The following is a 22200-nucleotide window of genomic DNA, read 5'->3' as shown; positions in this document are numbered from 1 at the left end:
GAAATAGATGTCCGACCAGATCGTCGCCCCGCGCACCCGTGACCTGTCCGAAATGGCCGAGCAGGTCATACCCTGGCTCGAAAGCAAGCTGCCCGGCGCCACCAACCTCAAGATCGCCAATATGGACTATCCGCGCGGCGCCGGGCGCAGCCACGAGACGATCCTGTTCGACGCGAGCTGGAGCGCGGGTGGCAAGGACCACAGCGAAGGCTACGTCATCCGCGTGAAGCCCGACGCCAACCAGGTCTATCCCGACGACCTGTTCGAGGAGCAGTATAGGGTCATGCGCGTGCTCCACGAGGAGCGGATCGTGCCCGTTGCCGAAACAATTGGCTTCGAGGAAGATCCCGCGCTCGTCGGCGCGCCGTTCTTCGTGATGAAGAAGCTCACTGGCCGCGTCGCCGTGACTTTCCCGCCCTACCGCGAGACCGGCTGGGTCGCAGAGGCGACGCCGGCGCAGCGCCGCCGCTTCTGGGAAGGCGGGGTGCGCAACCTGGCGCTGACGCAGAAGACCCCGCTCGACAAGGTTCAGTTCCTTGCCGGCCTGCCCGGGCAGGAAAGCGGCCTGACCGGGCTCGATCAGGAGTGGGACAAATACGATCGCTTCGTCGAATGGATCAGCCCCGAGAAGCGCTGGCCCGTGCTCGACGCCGCGCGCGAAGCGCTCAAGGCGCGCTGGCCGAAGAACCAGCCCGAGGGCCTGGTCTGGGGCGACGCGCGCATCGGCAACATGATGTTCGACGACAATTTCGACGTCGTCGCGGTGATGGACTGGGAGCAGGCCTCGCTCGGCGGCGCGCTGCACGACCTCGCCTGGTGGCTGCAGATGTCGGCCTTCGCGCACGAGGCCACGGCCGACAAGCCGCTGCTCGACGGCATGGGCACACGCGAGGAGACGATCGCGCTGTGGCGGGAGATCACCGGCATCGCGGTCGACGACCTAGACTGGTATCTCGACTTCACCCTGTTCAAGACGAGCTGCCTCTCGGTCAGCACGAGCAAGATCTGGGGCTGGCCCGAGCCCGATCATGCCGCGCTGAAGGACCGGCTGGGTCTCTGAGCCGCTGAGGATAGTGCGGCGCAAATCTGGTACGAAGCGCCGCATCCCTCCATCCTCACCTCTCCCTTTGCCCGCCCAACAATGCTAAGGGTTCGGCAAAACAATGGGAGAGGACGCCGTGCAGACCCTGGCCGACCTGACACTCCACAGCCTGCCGATGGCGGCGCCCGCCTTCTCGGCGAACCCCTGGCCCGAACTCGAAAAGGCGCGCGCAAGCCACCCCTGGCTCGCCGCCTGCGAGTTCGGCCACGTCGTCCACCAGTACGATGCCATGCGCGACCTGCTCTGGCTCGATCACAGCCTGACCGGCTCCTACGAGGACATGCTGCAGATCATGGAGGCCGAGGGCACGCCCTGGGGCCGCTTCCAGCAGGAGAGCCTGCTGGCCCAGACCGGCGAGGCGCACAGGCGCATCCGCGCGGTGCTCGCCCCCGCCTTCACCCCGCAGCAGGCCAACAAGCACCGCCCGCTGATGCGCAAGGTCATCGCCGAACTGCTCGACGAATGGGTGCCCAAGGGCGAGTTCGATTTCGAGGACTTCGCCTCCTATTTCCCGATCACCGTTATGTGCAGCCTGATCGGCGCGCCGACCGGAGCGATCGCCTCCCTGCGCGCCTCGATGGAAGCGCTCGGCCTGTCGATGAGCATGGACAAGGCCTTCCTGCCCCAGCTCAACCAGGCGACCGACGTGCTCGACGCTTTCGCTCAGGACATAGTCGCGCAGCGCCGCAAGGCGCGGCTGGCGCCGGGCGAGGACATGCTCGAGGTGCTGCTGGCCACGCTCGACGAGGGCAAGGTCACCGAACGCGAGCTCTACGACCTGCTGATCTTCCTCTTCGTCGCGGGCTACGACACCTCGAAGAACGCGCTCACGCTGATGATGGATGCGCTGATCGACCGTCCCGAAATGTACCAGCGCTGCGCCGAGGACCTGGCCTGGTGCAAGAAGGTCAGCGAGGAGAACTTCCGCTACCTGACCACTTCGACGATCCCGCGCATCGTTACCAAGGACATCGCCTACAAGGACGTGCTGATCCCCGCGGGCACCCTGCTGTTCTTCCCCGTCTCGATCTCGGGCCGCGATCCCGTGATCGAGGACGCCGCCAACTTCGACCCCGAGCGCGACCAGGCGAAGAAGCGCCCGATCACCTTCGGCATGGGCGTGCACATCTGCCTGGGGCAGTTCATCGCCCGCGCGCAGATCGAGGAAGGCCTGCACCAGATCGCCCAGCGCATCCGCCAGCCGCGCCGCACCGGGCCTTCGACCTGGCGGCCGTTCTACGGCGTCTGGGGGCTCAAGGGCCTGCCGATCGCTTTCGAAGCGGTGCGCGATTCGGCCGAGGCCGAACCCGCACTCTGAAAGCGCAACGCGGCGTTCCTCAGCCCGCTCTGGTCCCCTGGACCTTGGCCTTGCCGAACATGCCGAGCTTCGCCGTGCCCGAGAGCGTGTCGCCCTCGACGGTCAGATCGTACTTGAGCGTGATCGGCATCGGCTGGGTGACCTTCATCTCCCACTTGAGCCGGTTGCCGTCTACCGTGCCGGCGAACTCCTGAGCGCCTTCGGGCGCGTCGAGCTTGCCGGTCAGCGTGCCGCCATCGGTGTGGAACGTGGCCACCATCGTCTGCTCGGGGCCGACCGGCGGCTTCATCACCACGTTCCAATTGCCGTCGACCGCAACCGCCGCGGGCGGCTCGCTGGCGGGCGCGCGCGCCACCTCCGCCGCGACCGGTGCCGCGTCCGGCGTACCACCGAGGCGCTCGCCCGAAACCTTGGCCTTGCCGAACATGCCCAGCTTGGCCGTGCCGGCAAGCGTATCGCCCTCGAGCGTCAGGTCGTATTTGAGCGTGATCGGCATCGGCTGGGTGACCTTCATCTCCCACTTGAGCCGATTACCTTCGACCGTGCCGGAGAACTCCTGCGTGCCCTCAGGCGCCGCGAGCTGTCCGGTCAGTATCCCCCCCTCGGTGCGGAAGGTCGCAACCATCTCCTGCTTCGGCCCGACCGGCGGCTGCATGGTCACCTGCCATTCGCCGTCGACACTCTGCGGCAGCGCTCCGGACAGCACGGCGGAAGCGCCGGGCGCCTCGGCATCGAACGCCGGCTCGGGCGTGCCGGCCACGGGCGGCGGCGTCGCTTCGGCGTCTTCGCTGCGGCCTTCGACCAGATCGAGGATTTTCGACGGGGTCACCGGCAGCGAGACGGGCAGTTCGCCGAAAGGCGAAAGCGCATCGGCGATGGCGTTGAACAAGGTCGGCGGGCCGACGATCGCGCCGCCCTCGCCCACGCCGCGAAAACCGCCTTCGTTGTTCGCGGGGATGTTCGCGTGAATATACTCGAAGTCCGGCACGTCGGTGATCGCCGGCAGCATGTAATCCTTGAACGTTGCCGCCGTGGGATTGCCGCGCTCGTCGTAGTGGACTTCCTCGAGCAGGACCTGGCCGATCGCCTGGGCGAGCCCGCCCGCGACCTGGCCCTCGACCACGGCCGGGTTGATCACCGTGCCGCAGTCCTCGCTGCACAGCCAGCGCAGGATCTTGACGAAGCCCGTGTCGACATCGACCTCGACCACGCAGGCATGCGCGGCGCTGGTCAAGGTCATCGGCGGCGGCAGATAGCGGTACTGCGCCTCGAGCCCCGATTCCATGCCCTGCGGCAGGCGCATCGGCTCGCCATAGGCAATCTCGGCGACCTCCCTGAGGCTGCGCGTCATCTCCTCGGCGCCGGCGATCTTGACCATGCCGTTCTCGATGGAGACGCTCTCGGGATTGGCGTTGTAGAGATGTGCGGCGACCGCCTGGATCTTCTCTTTGAGCAGCTTCGACGCCTTGATCGAGGCACCGCCGCCGAGCACCGCCTGACGGCTTCCCGCCGCGCCCGGCGCGAAGCCGCCGCGCGAGGAGTCGCCTTCGAACACGGTGACGTCCTCGTAAGGCACGCCGAGTTGGTCGGCGATGACCTGGGCCATCGTCGTCTGGGTGCCGTGGCCCTGGCTGTGCGTCGACATCATCGCCGTGACCTTGCCGGTCGGCTCGATGCGCAACTGCGCGAGTTCGCCGGTCATCGGCGCCATCTGCCCCGCCGAGCCGGTCGGCTCGACATAGGCCGAAAGGCCGAGGCCCAGGTAACGGCCCTGCTTGCGCGCTTCGGCCTGCTCGCGCCGGAACTTGGCGACGTCGAAGCTCTGCATCAGCTTCTCGAAGCATTCGGCCGGGCTCATGTCGTCGACCGGGATGCCGGCAGCGGTGCTGTAAGGCAGCGCACTGCGCGGGATCAGGTTCTTGCGGCGAATCTCGACCGGATCGATCTTCATCTGCCGCGCGGCCTTGTCGAGCATCGTCTCGCGCGCCAGCGATTCCATCGCCCAGGGGCCGCGATAGGCTGCCAGGCCCGGCGTGTTCGAATACCAGGCGCGGGTGATGAAGCCCGGCACGGGCACACGATAGGCCACCCACATGAACATGTGCACGGCGACATTGGCGTCGGCGCCCTGCGGATAGCAGCCGTTGTTGCTCGAATAGTCGGCGTGCGCGGCGAGGATCTTGCCGTCCTTGTCGAAGGCAACCCGCGTCGTCATCTCCTGCTCGCGCGCTTGGTTGCACGCGGTCAGCGCCTCGAGCCGGTCCTCGGTCCACTTGACCGGGCGCGCGAGCAGCAGCGAAGCGACGATCGCTGCTACTTCCTCGCGCCAGGGATGGTTCTTGAGCCCGAACGAGCCGCCGACGTCCTTGGCGATCACGCGGATCGACGTGTTGGGCAGGCCGAGCGCGAGCGACAGCCACCGCGCCACGAGCTGCGGGCTCTGACAAGTGATGTAGACGATCAGCTCGTCCTCGCCGTGCGGATCGGAAACCACGCCGCGCGTTTCCATCGGCGACTGGGCGATGCGCTGGTGCAGCACCGTATGGGTCACGAGATGCGCGCCCTTGGCGAGCTCCTCCTCGATATCCTCGTCGTCCTCGATCCCCATGACCTGGGCAACGTTGGATTCGGTTGTCGGATGGACCACCGCGCCGGTTCGCGCATCGGCGATCGTGACGACGGGGTCTTCCTCGGCGTATTCGACCACGACCAAGCCCGCGGCATCCTCGGCGATATAGCGGTCCTGCGCGACGATAAGGACGACCGGATCGCCGACATAGCGCACGTCGCCCTCGGCGAGCGGTCCCATCGGCACTTCGGCGGGGGTCAGGTAGAAGGTCATCAGCTCGACCGGACGCTTCTTGAGGTCCTCGGCGGTGTAGACCGCGACCACGCCGGGCAGGTTGCGCGCTTCCTCGACGTCGATCGACAGGATCTTTCCGCGTGCGATCGGGCTGCGGTAGAACGCGCTGTGCAGCATGCCTGGCAGCGCCACGTCGTCGACGAAAGTACCCTTGCCCGTCAGCAGGCGGCCGTCTTCCTTGCGCGTTACGCGCTTGCCGATCAGGCGCTGTGCGCCTGTACCGAGACCCGCGGGCGCGTTCATGCGTGCTCTCCGTGATCGGCAGCAACGCCGGTCGGCTGGCCAGTGAGCTGGCGGATCGCGCGGCGGATGCCCTGATAGCCTGTGCAACGGCACAGGTGGCCCGACATCGCGGCGATCAATTGGTCCTCGCTGGGTTTGGCCTCGTCGGCGGTCAACGCGGCCATCGTGCAGACCACGCCCGGCGTGCAGAAGCCGCACTGCAGCGCGTGATTGTCGCGCATCGCCGTCTGGACCGGGTGGAAGGTGCCGTCGGGCTCGGCCAGGCCTTCGATCGTCGTGACCTGCGCGCCGTCGGCCTGGACCGCGAGCATCAGGCACGAGCGTACGGCCAGCCCGTCGACGATGACCGTGCAGGCGCCGCAGACGCCGTGCTCGCAGCCGAGATGCGTGCCGGTGAAGCCCGCGTCGACGCGCAGGAAATCGCCGAGCGTCTTGCGCGCCTCGACCCGGCCCTTGACCGCCTGGCCGTTGATGGTGACCTCGATAGCGTGCTCGCTCATGCTGCTGCCTGCTGGATATTGAGGGCTTCGCCCAAGGTGCGCCCGAAGATGCGGCGGCCGACCGTACGGCGATAATGCGCCGTCGCGTGGTGATCGGTGAAGGGGTCGGTGTCGGCCACCGCCAGCTCGGCGATGGCGCGCGTGTCGATGTCGGACACGGAGGCGCCGATCAGCGCGGCTTCGGCCTGACGCGCCTTGATCGGCGTCGGGCCCATGCCAAACCAGGCGAGCCCGGCCTCGGCGATCTTGCCCTGCGCCACGCGCACCCGGCCGACGAGGCCGACCAGCGCGAAGTCGCCCGGACGCTGCGCCACTTCGCGGAACACGGTGATCGCGTCCGACCCCCAACGCGGATAGTGGATCGCGGTGACGAGCTCGTCGGGCTCGAGCACGGTCATGTAGGGGCCGAGGTAGAATTCCTCGGCCTTGACCCGGCGCACGCCGCGGTCGCGCGAATGGATCTCGACCTCGGCGCCGAGCGCCACGGCGGTCGCGGGCATTTCGGCTGCGGGCTCACCCAGCGAGACCGAGCCGCCGATCGTGCCGCGGTTGCGCGTCTGATGATGGCCAACATGGCTCAGCGCCAGGTTGAACACCGGCTGCGCGCCCTTGAGCTCGGCATCGGCCAAGGCCACGGCCTGGCGCGTGCCGGCGGCGATCCGCGTGGTCTCGGCCGTATGACTGACTCCGCGAATACCCTCGATCTTGTTGACGTCGACGAGGATGAACGGCTGGCTCATGCGCAACGCGAGCAGCGGCATAAGCGTCTGCCCGCCGGCGAGCAGCGTGGCGCCGCCGCCGGCTTCTGCCAGCACGTCGAGCGTCTCGGCGACCGAACCGGGCGCGACATAGTCGAAGGGGGCGGGCTTCATCGGCCGGCTCCGCTGCGCTTGCCGGCCTGGAAGCCCGCGACGCCGGTGACCAACAGCGCGAGCAGGCCGACGATCATCCAGACCTCGCCGGCATTGCTGCGACCGATGAGGAAGCCGGAAATCAAGGCCAGGGCCGTCGCGACGATCCAGATCCACGGCGTGCCCGCGGGGGCGAGCGGTGCGGTCGCGGCGACATATTGCGGAGCAGCTATCGGCGCTGCGGCAGGTGCGGCGCCGGGTGCGACGGGAGCCGCGGTTGCGGTCGGCGCGGTGGTTGCCGGCGCGACGGCAGGAGCCCCGACGACTTCGCCGAACTTGGTGAAGAACTTGCCCGCGAGTTGCTTGGCCGTGGCGTCGATGATCGGTCCGCCCAGCTGCGCCAGACGGCCACCGACCTGCGCCTCGACCTCATAGGAGAGCAAGGTGCCGCCATCGACCTCGGTCAGATGGACCTTGGCCCCGCCCTTGGCATTGCCGACGGTCCCACCCTGGCCTTCGCCGCTGATCCGATAGCTCTCGGGCGGCTTGGAGTCGGAGATCGTCACCGCGCCTTTGAAGCGCGCGCCGATCGGCCCGATCTTGATCTCGACGATGGCCTCCAGCCGATCGTCGCCGACCTTGTCGAGCGTCTGGCAGCCCGGGATACATTGCCGCAGGACATTGGGATCGTTGAGTGCTTCCCAAACGCGCGTGCGTGGCGCCGCGATCCTCTGTTCGCCCTTCATTTCCATGAGATAGTCTGCCTCCGCCGTCCGCTGCCAAGCTGCCCGCAAAAGCAGGCGCCGACAGCGCTTATCGCTGGCCTAGATGGCCGGGCGCGGCGACGGTGTCAAAGGGATAAGAGCTATTGTGTCTCGCAACTGGCGATGTGGACCAGCCCTGCATAAGGCGGGCGATCGGCTACATATTCCATAACGCGTGCATGGCAGGCCGCACAATCGCATCGGGGATCTGTCGGGATGACGTTGCCGTTTTTCGGCACCCTCTCCCATTGTCTTATTATGCCCGACGACGCCGCGCCGATGGAATCGCGCGACCTGCCCGCACAATGTTGGCCGAGCATTTCTTTGGGTCAACCGCCATCTGTGCAACCGGCGCTCATTGCCAAAGACCTGTGTCATTCATGTTCGCCATGGCCTCGGCTGCATGTTGGAAGCGAGCGATCATCGCGCGGTGAAGCAGCGGCCCGACACTGATCCGCGCCACGCCAAGCGCGGCCATGTCGGCCAGCGCCGGTCCACCCGGATGCGCGAGCAGGTTCACGGGCCCCAGTGCGACATGCTCGCGCACGACGGCCGGGTCGGCCAGGAAGATGGGGTAGATACAATCCGCACCGGCCACACGATAGCGCCGCGCGCGTTCGAGCCCTTCGGTCGCCTCGCCCTGCTGCATGTGCACGTCGACACGCGCATTGATCACGATCGGCACGCCCAGGTCCGCACCCGCCTGCCGGATCGCGGCGATGCGATCGGCCTGCTCAGCCGCGTCGACCAGGCCTCCGCCGCGATGATCGCTGTCCTCGATGTTGAGCCCGCAGGCACCGGCCGCGAGCAGCCGCTCGACCAGCGCGTGCGCGGGCAGGCCATAACCATCCTCGAGATCAGCGGTCACGGGGCAAGAGACCGCGGCAGCGATCCGCGCGACCGCGGCGAAGGCCACGTCAGGCGGCATGTGCCCGTGATCCTCATAGCCGGCGATTGGCGCCATCACGGCGCTGGCGGTTGCCACAACCGGCAACCCCGCCGCCTCGACCGCCTCCGCCACGGTCGGATCCCAAGCATTGGCCAGCAGCAGGGGGCTGCCCGGCACATGAAGGGCGCGCAGCCTCTCGGCGTCGGCGGCGAGATCGCGCGATGGGTTTGCGTTGGTCGTCATGGTCGGGCTCCCTGGATCGATCGTCTGTCACCGTCAGACGATCGGCCAGTCCCTTTCGTGACATCGAGGCGAGAAAAAGGGAGAGCCCGCACGAGCCCTCCCTTTGAATCCTTGCAGAGCCGGATCACTCGCCGTCGTAGGCGGCCATATAGGCATCGTAATAGGCTGCGCGCTGCACGCTGTCGCGGACCTGCGCCTGGGCCATGTTGACCGCGCTGTTGCGACATTCGCGCGGAGTATTGAGAGGCTCGCTCATCGGATAGTGCTGCTCGAGGAAACCGCAGGCTTCTTCGGCCGCGGCCTCGACGCGCAGGTCGAGCTCGCGGCGACCCGCCCGCGTCCGCAGATCGAGATCGCCATGATAGACGACCGAGTCGGTTTCGACCGTACGGATCGGCGCGCCGCTGGCGCTGCGCCCCTCATTGCGCATGCGTGGAGCGGTCACGGTGATGGAGGGTTCGGAAAAGCCCGGCTGCGCGCTGGCCGGAGCCAAGGGCAGAACGGCAGCCAGGGCCACGGCGCTGGCAATCAACAAGCGAGACATAAGAGCGTCCTTTCGTCGGTTCTTCTGTCCCCACTCCCGGCCAGACAACGCCACTCCGCGCGGCCGGGTTCCCCGTTGCGACCAGCCGAGCTGTATCAGCGTTGATACACGGTGACGTATTGTAAATGAGAATCGTTCGCGATATGCGATTCGGCGTTTCCAGCCCAGATTTCACAGGATTGTACGGCGCCGATGCCCAACCCGACGCCGAGCCCGAAGCCCCGCGGCAAGAGCCGCAAGTCCTTTTGGCTGAAACAGATCATCATGTGGCACTGGATGAGCTCGGCACTCAGCCTCATCGGCCTCGTGCTCTTTGCCGTGACCGGCTTCACCCTGAATCACGCCGCCGACATCGAGGGCAAGGCGCAGATCGTAGAGCACGCCGCGCAGGTGCCCGCGCCTCTGCAGTCGTTGATCGCGCCCGACGACAAGCCCGACACCAAGAAGCCGCTGCCACCAAAGATCGCGGCCTGGGTCGCCAAGGAGTTCAAGGTCCAGGCCGGCGGCGAGGCCGAATGGTCGTTCGACACCGTCTACCTGCCATTGCCGCGCCCTGGTGGCGACGCCTGGGTCTCGCTCGACCGCGAGACCGGCGAGGCGACCAGCGAGGACAGCGATCGTGGCGTGATCGCCTACCTCAACGACCTCCACAAGGGCCGCAATTCGGGCGGCGAATGGTCGTGGTTCCTCGACGTCTTCGCTTTCGCCTGCCTGGTCTTCGCGCTGACCGGCCTCGTCCTGCTTTGGCTCCACGCGCACAACCGCAAGACCACCTGGCCGCTGGTCGCGGGCGGTTTCGTCATTCCCGCGGCCATCGCCGTCATTTTCATTCACTGAGGGGTCCACCGATGCAGCTTTCCCATCGTATTGCACTGACCGGCGTCACCGCGCTGGGCGCCGTCGCCGGGCCCGCCTGGGCGCAGACCCTGGACGTCACCGTCACGATCCCGCGGCTTAGCGTCGCCGAATATCACAAGCCCTATGTGGCGATCTGGGTCGAGGGTACCGGCACGCCGAAAACGCTTTCGGTCTGGTACGATTTCGACATGCGCAACGGCGAAGGCACCAAATGGCTGCGCGACATCCGCCAGTGGTGGCGTGCCTCGGGCCGGACGATGCAGTTTCCCGCCGATGGCGTGACCGGCGCCACCCGTGCACCCGGCCCGCAGCGCGTGAGCTTCGCGCAAGGCCGCGGCCCGCTCGGCAACCTCGCCCCGGGGCAATACACGCTGGTGGTCGAGGCCGCGCGCGAAGTCGGCGGGCGCGAGCTCGTTCGCGTGCCCTTCGCCTGGCCGCCCAAGCCGGGTCAGTCCGCGCGCGCCGCGGGCAGTGCCGAGCTCGGCGCCGTCACCGTCACTTTCGGCCGTTGATCAGGGAGGATCAGACCATGAAGACGCTTATCGCCAAGGCTCTCGGAGCCGCCGCGCTCGCCGCCGTTCTCGCCACTCCGGCCCTCGCGCACCGTCAGTGGCTGCTGCCCTCGCAGACCAATTTCTCGGGCCAGGACAACTGGGTGACGGTCGACGCCGCCGTCTCGAACGACCTGTTCTACTTCGAGCACCAACCCGGCAACATCACCAACGTCAAGGCAACCGCGCCCGACGGTGCCGACGTGGCGATCGAGAATGCCGCCAAGGGCCGCTTCCGCAACACCTTCGACGTGCACCTGCTGCAGAAGGGCACCTATCGCATCGGCTCGGCAACGACCTCGGTCAACGGCAGCTACGATCTGGCCGGCAAGACCGAGCGCCTGCCGCGCGGCACCACGCCCGAGACGCTGGCCAAGGCGATCCCGGCGGGTGCGACCAACGTCCAGACGGCCGAGAGCAGCAACCGGAACGAGATCTACGTCTCGGTCGGCGCGCCCGACACGGCCGTGTTCAAGCCCACGGGCAAGGGCATCGAGCTGGTGCCGGTGACGCACCCGAACGATCTCGTGGCGGGCGAGGCGGCGACCTTCCAGTTCCTGCTCGACGGCAAGCCGGCGACAGACCTCAAGGTCACCGTGATCCCCGGCGGCATCCGCTATCGCGACAACCTCAACCAGATCGACGCCAAGACCGGCGCCGATGGAAAGGTCTCGGTGACCTATCCGACGCCGGGCATGTATTGGATCAACGTCTCGACGCCCGGCGGCGGTCGTGAGGGTGGCTTCGGTGGCCCGGGCGGACCCGGTGGTCCCGGCGCTGGCGCACCGCCGGCCGAGGGCGCCGCGCCGCCTGCGCCGCGCGCGCCGGCCGGCCCGCCGCAGCGCCGCGCCAGCTACATCACCACGGTCGAGGTAATGGCCCCCTGACCGGGGCTCTCGCACCGCGCATCCTGATCCCCGCCACGCTTTCGCCCGCCGCTTTCGCGGCGCGCGACGTGGCGGGCCACGTCGTGCAATTTTCGGGCGCGACGATGGGTACGGGCTGGACGCTAAGCGCCGTCTCGCCCCCCCCGGGCACTGCCGAGCTGGTCCAGGCCGCGCTCGACCGCGTGGTCGCGCAGATGAGCCAGTGGGAACGGGACTCCGACATCTCGCGCTTCAACCGCGCCGCGCCCGGCACCTGGCAACGGCTGCCCCCCGAATTCGCCCGCGTGCTCAAGGCGGCGCTCACGGTAGCCGAACTGAGCCAAGGCGCCTTCGATCCGGCGCTCGGCACCGCGGTCGATCTCTGGGGCTTCGGCCCGGCTCCGGCGCCCGATGATGCACCGGCCGAGGCCATGACCACGGCGGCGATCGCCGGCGGCATCGACTTCGATGGCCCGGGCCTGCGCGCGCGGCGCAACGCCTCCGCGCGGCTCGACCTCTCGGGCATAGCCAAAGGTTTCGGCGCCGATCTTGCCGCCGAGCATCTGCTGGCCGGCGGACTCCGGCACTTCCTGCTCGAAGTCGGCGGCGAATTGCGCGGGCACGGGATCACGCCGGCCGGCCAACCCTGGTGGGTCGACATCGAGCGGCCGCCGCAGGCGCGAACCGCGCCGCTGCGCGTGGCGCTGCACGATTTGTCGGTCGCAACGTCGGGTGACTATCGCCGTTGGCTCGACACCGGTGGCCAGCGCCATATTCATACGCTCGATCCACGCACCGGCCGGCCCGTGACGAATGCCGTGCGTTCGGTGACGGTGCTTCACGAAAGCTGCATGATGGCCGATGCCTGGGCGACCGCGCTGACCGTGCTGGGGCCGGCCGAAGGCATGGCACGCGCCGCCAGACAGGATCTCGCGGTTCACATGATCGCGGGCGAAGAGGAATACCTCTCCCCCGCGCTGCGGGCGATGCTGGACTAGACGTCGGTCAGATCTGGTCGAACAGCGACGGCATGGCGAAATTGGTGGCGAAGTCGGCATTGGTGTCGCGAAACTGCTCGCTCCAGCCACGCGCCTGGCGTTCTTCGGGACTCATCGAATCATACTGCGCCGCGAGTTGTTTGCTGTAGTTCGCCATCATGCTGTAGGCGTCGCCGCTGCCCATGGCGCTGACGAAGCTCTGACGGGTATCCTCGCGCAGGGCCGCCTTGGCCGCGCGGCTCTCGGCGGCGCTGAACTGGCCGTCCTTGTTCAGCGCGACGATCGCGAGCGCGCGGCCGGACAGGTCGCCGAGGTCGGCCGATCCCTTGGCGGTGCCCCCGGCATACTGCGCGTCGAGCGCAGCGCGGACCTCCTTGAGGAGGACCGAAGAATCCTTTTCGTTGTCTTCCTTGGCGTTCGCGGCAGCCAAGGCTGCTGCGGAAATGCTGACCTGGGTTCCAGAAGTGCTCTGGGTCGTGGTCGCGCTTTCGGCTTTTGCAAGCTTCGCCATCGCCGCGGTCACGGCGGCGCTCGCGTCGGTCTTGGTGGTGCTGGTGCTGTTGTAGCCGTAGCTCGACAAGACGGAGCTGAGCGACACGGTCATGACTTGGCCTCCCGATCGGAAAAATCCCGAAACGCGGGAAGCAGCGGTAAACGAGCGTGGTTAGCGAAAGGTTACCGGCTACCTGCGGCGACGATGCGGCCCGCCAGAACCCTTAGCTGTCAGCCCAGCGGCGCAGCAGGTTATGGTAAACGCCGGTGAGTTGGATGATCGCGGGATCGTCCTGACCGCGATCCTGAGCGACCGTCTGGATTGCCGTATCCATCTCGAACAGGGTGCGCCGCGCCTCGCTATCGCGGACCATCGACTGGATCCAGAAGAAGCTGCCCAGACGCCGCCCGCGCGTCACCGGTTCGACGCGGTGGAGGCTCGACGAGGGATAGAGGATCATATGCCCGGCCGGCAATTTGACCTGCTGCGCGCCGAACTGGCCCTCGATCGTCAGTTCGCCGCCGTCGTAGGCCTCGGGATCTTCGAGGAACAGCGTCGCCGACAGGTCCGTGCGCACGCGGAAATCGGTGCCGCGGCGGATGCGGATGGCGCTGTCGATGTGCACGCCGAAGGTCTCGCCGCCCTCGTAGGAGTTGAACAGCGGCGGGTAGATCTTGAGCGGCAGCGCAGCGGCGATGAACAGTGGATTGCGGCCGAGCGCGTCGAGCACCAGCGCCCCGGCCTCCTGCGCGGCCGGGCTTTCCTCGGGAAGCTGATGGTTCCGCTTGGCGAGAGCCGACTGATAGCCCGAGGTGGCATTGCCATCGACCCAGTCGGCCGTATCGATGACGGCGCGGACACGGGCGAGCGCCTCTGCGTCGAGGACGTCGGGAATGGCGATCAGCATGGCGTGCGGCTTCAGCCCTGGAGGACGAAGGGGATTTCGACGACGCCGCGAACCATGACCGGCTGGCCATCGCGGATCGTCGGCGCCCAGCGCCACTGGCGCACGGCGTCGCGCGCGGCATTGTCGAGGCTGGCGAAACCGCTCGAGCGCGACACGGTGACGGTGGCGACCTTGCCGTCGGGGCCGAGCGTCACGGTGAGCACGACGGTGCCCTGCTCGTGCTTGCGGCGCGAATCCATCGGATAGCGCGGCGGCTTGGCCGAGATCATCTGCGTGCCGATATTGCCGCCCTGGACCACGCTGGGCGGGGACGGCGGGGTGGGCGGTGCCGGTGGTGCGGGCGGTGCCGGCGGCGCGACCGCGATCGGCGGCGGCGTGGGATCGACCGCGATCGTCACCGACGAGACCAGCGGGATCGGCGGCGGCGGGCTGTAGGGCGTGACCTCCAGCTTGACCGTCTCGGCCTGCTTCTGCTTGGGCGCTTCGGGCGGCGGCGGCGGATTGTCGAGCCGCATCTCGACCATCTTCAGGCGATGTTCGATCGGCTTGTGGAAGTGCGGCTGCAGGTACATGCCGATGGCGAAGGCCCCGACATGCGCGGCGATGACCCCGACGATCGTGCGAGCGCTGAACTTGCGATCGTCGCCATAGCGCCCGCTGCGGACGAAGGGCGTCTCCGGCGCTGGACCCGCAGACGCGAAAGCAGCGTCGGACGCGTCCGACATCTGGAAGTCTTCCGTTTCAGCCAACCGAAGCATGATTGCCGCACCGCCCCTGAGAAGTCCGCGCTCTATCGCAAATCGTAATGCGAATCAATTGCACTATCTTTGATGCCGGTCAAAGCTGGCGCCCCGGCACCCGCAGGCGCCGGGGCGGACCGATCAGAACGAGTAGTTGAGGCTGAACACGGCCGAGCGGTCCTGCGACGGGGTGGCCCAGGAACCCGCAACCGAGTTGCGCACCGTGGTCACGTACTTCTCGTTGGTGAGGTTCTGGACGTTGATCTGCGCCTTGAGGTTGTCGGTCACGGTGTAACCGATCATCAGGCGGTGGATCGTGTAGCTCGGCACCTCGTAGATGATCGTGTTCGGCACCGAGACCGTCGGCTGGTTCAGCACGAAGCTGCCCTGATAGGTAATGCCGTAACCGACCTCGAGACCGAACGGGAAGCGATAGGACGTGAACAGGCTGCCCGAGTGCTTGGGCGCATTGGTCAGGCGCGCACCGGGCAAGATGATCGTGGCCGAGCAACCGACCGCCGTAGGATTGGCGAAGCAGCGATCCGAACCGCCCTGGAGCAGCTTGGCGTCGAGATACATGTAGTTCGCCGAGATCGTCCAGTTCGGGGTGATGTTGCCCGAAGCGCCGAGAGAGACGCCCTCGACGCGCTGGCGACCGTCGAGCTGCTGGTCGGGGATCGACGGATCGCCCGAAGCCACGCGCACCGAGTCGCGATCGTTGCGGAACAGCGCGGCGGTGAGCAGCAGGCCCTTGTTGAACAGGTCCGCCTTGACGCCGATCTCGTAGTTCTTGGTCGTCTCGGGACGCAGGTTGCAGCTGTCGGCGGCGCAGGAGGCGTCGACCGAAGCCTGCGAGGGGTTCTTCGACGAACCGTGCGCGACGTAGAGGCTGATATCCGGCGTCGGCTTGAACACCAGGCCCACGCGATAGGAGAACAGGCTGTCGCTGTTGGTGAACGGCCCGGTCTGCGTGGTCGGATTGCCCAGCGTGGCACCCGGCGTGGTCGAGTAGGACTGAGTGCGGTTTTCGCCCGCGGCCTTCTCGTAACGGATGCCGCCGTTGAATTCGAACATCTGGCCGAACTTGATCGTGTCGAACAGGTAGGCCGCGTAGGCGTGGCGGTTGCCCTTGTTGCGGCTGCCGAGGATGAAGTTCACGGGACCGACGTAGCTGTTGCTGCCGTAGGCGCGCGCCAGACCGGCCGTCGCGGCAGGGCCAACGATCGTCGCGCCCGGATCGCCGATGTTCACCAGCGGCAGGTAGAAGCCGAGGCTGGCCCCTGCATTGTAGAGCGGGTTGGCGGCGATCGTGGTCACGCCGTTGGTCGTCGTCGAGGTGAACGGCGCGGCATAGGGATCGTAGCCCTGCGCCGTGCGGTTGATGTTGCCCTGACGCTGCTCGAAGCCTTCCCACAGCGCCGAGGCGCCGACCACGAGCGAGTGGTGCAGGCCGCCGGTGTCGAACTCGGCCGAGAGGTCAAGCTGGGTGTAGGCGGTGTCGTTCTCGATCAGACGGTTCACGCCGCGGCCGCCGGTGGGCAGATAGTAGCCCGCGGGAATGTTCAGCGTCGCCGACGCACCCGTGGCCGCGGTCTGGATGGCCGCCGTACAGGCCGTCCCGGCCGGGATCGCCTGGCCGATGGTCGTCGGGATCGCCGGCGGCTGCAGGGCGTTGGCGAGGCAGAAGGTGCCGTTCGGCTGGCTGGTGACCGTATCCTGGCGAATGTTCTCGTAGCGCGTCAGGCTACGGATCTTCACGCCCTCGCCCAGCTCGTGGCTGAAGATCGCCTGGAAGGCGTTGGTGATCGAATTCTGGCGATCGAGGTTGGCGAAGCCGTAGTAACCCTCGCGGTCGAACTCGGGCAGGAAGCCGCCGAGGTGCGGATAATAGCGCAGGCCGTACTGCGGCATCGCCTCGTCATTCAGGTGCTCGTACTGCACCGTCAGGTTGGTCGGGCTGTCGATGCCGATCGTGATGGCCGGCGCCACGCCCCAGCGCTCGAAGTTCTCGACCTTGCGGCCGGGCACGTCGTTCTTGTGGTAGACCGCGTTGAGGCGGACGGCGATCAGGTCGCTGACGCGCTTGTTGATGTCGACCGTACCGCGATAGTAGTTGTCGGTGCCGATGCCGGCGCTGATCAGGCTCTGGTCCTCGGCCAGCGGGCGCTTGGTCACCAGGTTGATCGTGCCCGCGACCGAACCGCCGCCGTTGTAGACCGAATTGGCACCGTTGGTCACTTCGACCTGCTCGATGTTGTAGGTCTCGTTGCGGTTGAGGAAGGCCGAGCTGCGCACGCCGTCGATCGTGACGTCGTTCTTGGCGTCCTGGCCGCGCAGGATGATGCGATCGCCGTAGCCGAAGCCACCCTCGCCCGCACCGAAGGTGATGCCGGGAACGGTCTGCAGCACGTCGCGCAGGGTCAGCAGGTTCTGCTGCTGGATCGAAGCCTTCGAGATCACCGTGATCGTCTGCGGCGTGTCGAGCAGCGGCGCGGTGTACTTCGGCGATTCCGCCTTTTCGACCTTGACCGCGTTCTCGTCGATCGCCGTGTCGGTGACGGTCACGCCGCCGATCTTCTGCTCCTGGCCGTGGGCGACCGAAGCCGTGGCGATGGCGCCGACGCAGGACAAGGCGAGAAAGGCCGGCTTGGCGGCTGAAGGCTTGATCATCGTGCTGTACCCCTCATGATTGTGGGGGCCTGCTATTGCGAGTCTTTCGCAGTGTCAACTAAACTGAGAATGATTCTCAGAGTCACTAGCGAATGATGCAAAAATGCAACGAGATCATCGATCGCTGGTTCATTTTTTGCGCAGGGACGCGACGCAGGAGTTATCGCGACGTCGCGACCGGTCCCGGCGCATCGGCGATGGGATCGCCCCCGAGCGAACGGTATAGCGCAACCAGATTGCTCGCGCGCACGCGCTGGATGTTCGCCAGGGTGCGCTCGGCACCGTAGAGCGATTGCCGCGCCGACAGCTGTTCTAGATAGGACTGGACCCCGCCGCGATAGCGCAGTTCGGCCAGATGCTGGTTGTCCGCCGCGGCATCGCGTCCCGCGCGCACGGCGCGCAATTGCTCGTCGATCGTCCCGCGCCGCGCGAGCGTGTCGGCCACGTCGGCGAAAGCGCTCTGCACCGCCTTGCGATAGGCGGCGAGCGCCGCGTCGCGCTGCGCTTCGCTCTGGTCGACGCCCGCGCGCAGAGCCCCCGCACGGAAGATCGAATAGCTGGCGTTGCCGCCGGCCTGCCAGTTGAAGTTGCCGCCATCGAACAGGCTGCCCAGCGCGTCCGAGGCGAAGCCGAGCACCCCCGTCAGGGTGATCCGCGGGAACATCGCCGCGCGCGCCGCGCCGATCTCGGCATTGGCGGCGCGCAGCTGGTATTCGGCCTGGATCACGTCGGGCCGGCGCAGCAGCACGGTCGAATCGAGACCCGCAGGGACCTCGCGCAACCGGCTGCCGGCATCCTCGACGCTTGCCGGAAGGTTCGCCGCATCGACCGGCGCGCCGACGAGCAGTTGCAGCGCGTTGATATCCTGCGCGACCAGGGTGGTCTGATTGGCGACATCGGCCTGCGCGGTTTCGAGCACGATCTGCGCCTGGCGCAGGTCGCTGCGCGGCGCGACGCCGCCGTCGAGCCGGCGCTGGGTCAATCGCACGGACTCGCGAGCGGCCTCGGCGGTCTTCTGGGCGACCTGCAGCAGGCTGCGGTCGAGCCCATAGGCGATCCAGGCTTCGGCGACGTCCGACACCAAGGTCAGCCGCGTCGCGCGCGCGGCTTCCTCGCTCGCAAAATAGCGCTGTCGCGCCGCGCCGGTCAGCGACGCGATGCGGCCGAACACGTCGATTTCCCAGTTGGTGATCGAAGCCTGGGCGGTGATCGTCTCGCGCACCCCCGCGCCACCATTGCCGACGGCGGTACCGCCCTGGACGTTCGCCCCCTTGATCGCGCGATAGGATCCCGTCGCCGCGATCTGCGGAAACAGGTCGGCACGCTGGATGCGATACTGCGCGCGCGCCGACTCGATGTTGGCGATCGCCGCGGCGACGTCCTGGTTGTTCGCCAGCGCCTGGTCGAGCACGGCGCGCAGCCGCGGATCGGGGAAGACGTCACGGTAGGAATAGGACGGCAGCGCCGCCTCGCTCTGCCGCAGATAGGCGTCGCCGGCCGGCCAGGTCGGCGGCACGGGCAGATCGGGCGTGGCATATTTGGGCGCCATCGAGCAGCCCGCGAGCGCTGCGACGCCCAGCAGAAGAGCAAGCTTGTGGATCGGCGCGCGCCTCATACCAGCGGCTCCTCTTCGGGCGTCGGGCCGGTCGCCGGGTGATAATGATCGTGCAGCTTCTTCATGCCGTCGCGCACGCCGCGGCGCACGAGGACGAAGAACAGCGGGATGTAGAACACCGCGAGCAAGGTCGCGGTCAGCATGCCGCCGATCACCGCCGTACCGATGGCGATGCGGCTGTTGGCTCCGGCGCCGTTGGCAATGGCCAGAGGCAACACGCCGAAGATGAAGGCGCAGCTCGTCATCAGGATCGGCCGCAGACGGGTCTTGGCGGCGTCGAGTGCCGCATCGATGATCCGCGCGCCCTTGCGCTCGGCCTGCTCGGCGAACTCGATCATCAGGATCGCGTTCTTGGCGGCCAGCCCCATCGTCGTCAGCAGGCCGATCTGCAGATAGATGTCGTTCTCCAGGCCCCGCAAGGTCACCGCGAAGACCGCGCCGATCAGCCCGAGCGGGATGATGAGGAGCACGGCGACCGGGATCGACCAGGACTCGTAGAGCGCCGCGAGGCAGAGGAACACGACCAGCAGCGACAGCACGTAGAGGAACGGCGCCTGGCCCGAGGACAGGCGCTCCTCATAGGAGGCGCCAGCCCAGGCAATCGACACGCCCTGATACTTGGCGACGATCGCGGCGATCGCATCCATCGCTTCGCCCGAACTGGTCCCCGGCGCCGCCTGGCCGTTGAGCTCGTAGTTCGACACGCCGTTGAAACGCGAGAGGTTGATCGGCGCATTGCTCCATCCGAGCGCGGCGATCGCAGAGATCGGCACCATCTGGCCATTCGAGCCGCGCACCTGCCAGAGACCAAGATCCTCGGGATGCGAGCGGAACGCCGCGTCGCCCTGGACGAAGACGCGCTTGACGCGGCCGCGATCGTTGAAGTCGTTGACGTAGCGGCCGCCCCAGGCGGTAGACATCGTCGCGTTCACGTCGGCCTGGTTCAGCCCCAGCACCGAGAGCTTCTGCGGATCGGCATCGACCTTGAGCGTCGGTTGATCGGGAAGCGAGGACAGGCGCACGTTGGCGAGCGACGCTTCGCCGCGCGCTTCGGCCAGGATGTTCTCCTGCACACGGCGGAAAGCCTCGCGGCTCATCCCGCTGGAATTGAGCAGTTCGGCGGTGAAACCCGTCGACTGGCCGAGCCCGCGCACCGACGGCGGTACGATCGCGTAGAACTCCACGTCACGCAAAGAAGACAGCGCAAGCGTGGCCCGCCGCGCGATCGCTTCGGCCGAATTCTCCTTGCCCGGACGTTCGTCCCAGTTCTTGAGCCCGAGGAAGCCGCGGCCGGAGCTCTGGCCGCCACCCCCACCACCACCGCCCGCGACGGTCTGGAGCGAGTAGATGTTCTTGGCCTCGTTCTTCTGGAAATAGTCCTCGATCCGCCGCGCGGCCTCGGCCGTGCGCTCGAGCGTGGCGCCGGGCGGAAGCTGATACTGGAGCGCCGCGACGCCCTGGTCCTCGTTGGGCACGAAGCCGGTGGGCAGGCGCAGGAACAGCACCGCCAGCAGCACCACGACGATGCCGTAGAGCACGAGATAGCGGCGTTTGTGATCGATCACGTGGACCGTACGCGCCTGGTGCCATTCGATCAGCCGCGAGAAGTGCCGATCGAACCAAACGCGCATCCGCATCGAATTGCGCCCGACGAAGCCCTCGTGATCCTCTTCCTCGTGACGCTTGAGCAAGGTTGCGGTCAGAGCCGGGCTGAGGATCAGCGCCACCAGCACCGACAGCACCATGGCCGAGACGATCGTCAGCGAGAACTGCTTGTAGATGACGCCGGTCGAACCGCCGAAGAAGGCCATCGGCAGGAACACGGCCGACAGCACCAGCGCGATCGCGACGAGCGCGACCTGAATCTCTTCCATCGACTGGATCGTCGCTTCGCGCGGGGTCATCCCCGGGTTCTCGGCCATCAGGCGCTCGACGTTCTCGACCACGACGATGGCGTCGTCGACGAGCAGGCCGATCGCCAGGACCATGCCGAACAGGGTCAGCGTGTTTATGCTGAAATCGGCCACGCCGAACACCGCGATCGTGCCGAGCAGCACGACCGGCACGGCGATGGCCGGGATCAGGGTCGCACGCCACGACTGCAGGAAGATGAACATGACGATGACGACGAGCACGATCGCCTCGCCCAGGGTAACGACGACGTCCTCGACCGATTTCTCGATGAAGATCGTCGAATCGTTCGGATAGGCGACCTTGTAACCGGCGGGAAAACTGTTCGATCGATCGGCGATCATCGCCTTGACGCGCTCGGCCGTGAGCAGCGCATCGGCGCCCGGCGACAGGCTGATCGCCATGCCCGCCGCAGGATGCCCGTTGATCCGCCCGATGACACCGTAGTTCTCGGCGCCGAGCTCGATCCGCGCGACGTCCTTGAGTTGCACGATCGCGCCGCTGGGCAGCGTCTTGAGGACGATCTTGGCGAACTCTTCGGGCTTGGACAGGCGCGACTGCGCCGTGACCGTAGCGTTGAGCATCTGCCCCGCCGGGCTCGGCACGGCACCGATCTCGCCCGCGGCGACTTCGGTGTTCTGCGCCTGGACCGCGCTGACGACGTCGCCCGGCACCAGCGAGAAGCCAGCGAGCCGCGCGGGATCGAGCCAGATCCGCATGGCATATTGCGATCCGAACACGTCGGTCTCGCCGACGCCCTCGATACGGCCGAGCGTATCCTGGAGGTTCGAAACCATGAAGTCCGCCACGTCGAGGTTGGAGGACTTGTCGGTGGTGTCGTAGATGCCCATCACCATCAGGAAGTCGGGGTTCGACTTGGTGACCGTGACGCCCTGCTGCTGGACCTGCTGCGGCAGGCGGCTCAGCGCCTGCTGGACGCGGTTCTGCACCTGGACCTGGGCGATGTCGGGATCGGTGCCCTTTTCGAAGGTGGCGCTGATCGTCGCGCGCCCGCGCGAGGACGACTGCGAGTTGAAATAGAGCAGGCCGTCGATGCCGGTCAGTTGCTGCTCGATCACCTGGGTGACGCTGTTCTCCAGCGTTTCGGCCGAGGCGCCCGGATAGCTGGCGCGGATATTGACCTGCGGCGGGGCGATGTCGGGATATTGCTCTACCGGCAGCGACCGCAGGGTGATGAGCCCCAGCAGCATCGTGATGATGGCGATCACCCAGGCAAAGATGGGCCTGTCGATGAAGATCCGCGACATGCGGGG

General features: G+C 67.1%; 18 protein-coding genes. 6 read left to right on the top strand and 12 right to left on the bottom strand.

Annotated features, from left to right (window positions below):
- The first annotated feature begins 7 nt into the window (after positions 1–7).
- Both WG901_RS16190 and WG901_RS16185 read left to right on the top strand, forming a co-directional pair.
- Positions 8–1060, top strand: a complete 1053-nt coding sequence (locus tag WG901_RS16190; protein WP_339588131.1) for a phosphotransferase family protein — start codon at positions 8–10, stop codon at positions 1058–1060.
- Between the two features lie 103 nt (positions 1061–1163).
- Positions 1164–2420 (top strand): cytochrome P450, encoded by a 1257-nt coding sequence (locus tag WG901_RS16185; protein ID WP_339588130.1) that lies wholly within the window; start codon positions 1164–1166, stop codon positions 2418–2420.
- Between the two features lie 19 nt (positions 2421–2439).
- Here the strand turns inward: WG901_RS16185 and WG901_RS16180 are convergent, their stop codons facing one another.
- The 6 genes from WG901_RS16180 to WG901_RS16155 form a co-directional block, all read right to left on the bottom strand.
- Positions 2440–5526 (bottom strand): xanthine dehydrogenase family protein molybdopterin-binding subunit, encoded by a 3087-nt coding sequence (locus WG901_RS16180; RefSeq protein WP_339588129.1) that lies wholly within the window; start codon positions 5524–5526, stop codon positions 2440–2442.
- Entirely contained in the window at positions 5523–6026 is a 504-nt protein-coding gene (locus tag WG901_RS16175; RefSeq protein WP_339588128.1) for a (2Fe-2S)-binding protein, read from the bottom strand. Before WG901_RS16175 ends, WG901_RS16180 begins: the two co-directional genes overlap by 4 nt.
- Positions 6023–6898, bottom strand: coding sequence for an FAD binding domain-containing protein (locus tag WG901_RS16170; RefSeq protein ID WP_339588127.1), 876 nt, complete (start codon positions 6896–6898; stop codon positions 6023–6025). The genes WG901_RS16175 and WG901_RS16170 overlap by 4 nt, the downstream gene beginning before the upstream one ends.
- Entirely contained in the window at positions 6895–7623 is a 729-nt protein-coding gene (locus WG901_RS16165) for a CoxG family protein (protein WP_339588126.1), read from the bottom strand. Before WG901_RS16165 ends, WG901_RS16170 begins: the two co-directional genes overlap by 4 nt.
- 373 nt (positions 7624–7996) lie before the next feature.
- Complete coding sequence (locus WG901_RS16160) at positions 7997–8773, bottom strand: isocitrate lyase/PEP mutase family protein (protein ID WP_339588125.1); 777 nt, start codon at positions 8771–8773, stop codon at positions 7997–7999.
- 124 nt (positions 8774–8897) lie between these two features.
- Positions 8898–9317, bottom strand: coding sequence for a UrcA family protein (locus tag WG901_RS16155; protein WP_339588124.1), 420 nt, complete (start codon positions 9315–9317; stop codon positions 8898–8900).
- 192 nt (positions 9318–9509) lie between these two features.
- On the opposite strand from WG901_RS16155, the gene WG901_RS16150 reads away from it, so the two are divergent.
- The 4 genes from WG901_RS16150 (at position 9510) to WG901_RS16135 (ending at position 12590) form a co-directional block, all read left to right on the top strand.
- The gene (locus WG901_RS16150; RefSeq protein ID WP_339588123.1) at positions 9510–10154 is read left to right on the top strand and encodes a PepSY-associated TM helix domain-containing protein; all 645 of its coding nucleotides are present in this window, start codon (positions 9510–9512) and stop codon (positions 10152–10154) included.
- An 11-nt stretch (positions 10155–10165) separates the two neighbouring features.
- Positions 10166–10687, top strand: coding sequence for a DUF2271 domain-containing protein (locus WG901_RS16145; RefSeq protein WP_339588122.1), 522 nt, complete (start codon positions 10166–10168; stop codon positions 10685–10687).
- Positions 10688–10704: 17 nt separating this feature from the next.
- On the top strand, positions 10705–11613 hold the full coding sequence (locus tag WG901_RS16140; protein ID WP_339588121.1) for a DUF4198 domain-containing protein: 909 nt from the start codon (positions 10705–10707) through the stop codon (positions 11611–11613).
- Between the two features lie 68 nt (positions 11614–11681).
- A complete protein-coding gene (locus WG901_RS16135; protein ID WP_339588120.1) occupies positions 11682–12590 on the top strand; it encodes an FAD:protein FMN transferase in 909 nt (302 codons plus the stop codon).
- A 7-nt stretch (positions 12591–12597) separates the two neighbouring features.
- On the opposite strand, the gene WG901_RS16130 is transcribed toward WG901_RS16135, so the two are convergent.
- The 6 genes from WG901_RS16130 to WG901_RS16105 form a co-directional block, all read right to left on the bottom strand.
- A complete protein-coding gene (locus WG901_RS16130; protein ID WP_339588119.1) occupies positions 12598–13194 on the bottom strand; it encodes a hypothetical protein in 597 nt (198 codons plus the stop codon).
- 112 nt (positions 13195–13306) lie between these two features.
- Entirely contained in the window at positions 13307–13990 is a 684-nt protein-coding gene (locus tag WG901_RS16125; protein ID WP_339588118.1) for a Fe2+-dependent dioxygenase, read from the bottom strand.
- A gap of 11 nt (positions 13991–14001) precedes the next feature.
- A complete protein-coding gene (locus WG901_RS16120) occupies positions 14002–14748 on the bottom strand; it encodes an energy transducer TonB (RefSeq protein ID WP_339588117.1) in 747 nt (248 codons plus the stop codon).
- Between the two features lie 123 nt (positions 14749–14871).
- The gene (locus tag WG901_RS16115) at positions 14872–17400 is read right to left on the bottom strand and encodes a TonB-dependent receptor (protein WP_339588116.1); all 2529 of its coding nucleotides are present in this window, start codon (positions 17398–17400) and stop codon (positions 14872–14874) included.
- A gap of 160 nt (positions 17401–17560) precedes the next feature.
- Positions 17561–19015, bottom strand: coding sequence for an efflux transporter outer membrane subunit (locus WG901_RS16110; RefSeq protein WP_339588115.1), 1455 nt, complete (start codon positions 19013–19015; stop codon positions 17561–17563).
- The gene (locus WG901_RS16105) at positions 19012–22194 is read right to left on the bottom strand and encodes an efflux RND transporter permease subunit (protein ID WP_339588114.1); all 3183 of its coding nucleotides are present in this window, start codon (positions 22192–22194) and stop codon (positions 19012–19014) included. The genes WG901_RS16110 and WG901_RS16105 overlap by 4 nt, the downstream gene beginning before the upstream one ends.
- Positions 22195–22200 lie beyond the last annotated feature (6 nt).

The organism is Novosphingobium anseongense, assembly GCF_037482895.1.
Taxonomy (GTDB): domain Bacteria; phylum Pseudomonadota; class Alphaproteobacteria; order Sphingomonadales; family Sphingomonadaceae; genus Novosphingobium; species Novosphingobium anseongense.
This window is presented reverse-complemented; position numbering and strand designations above follow the sequence as displayed.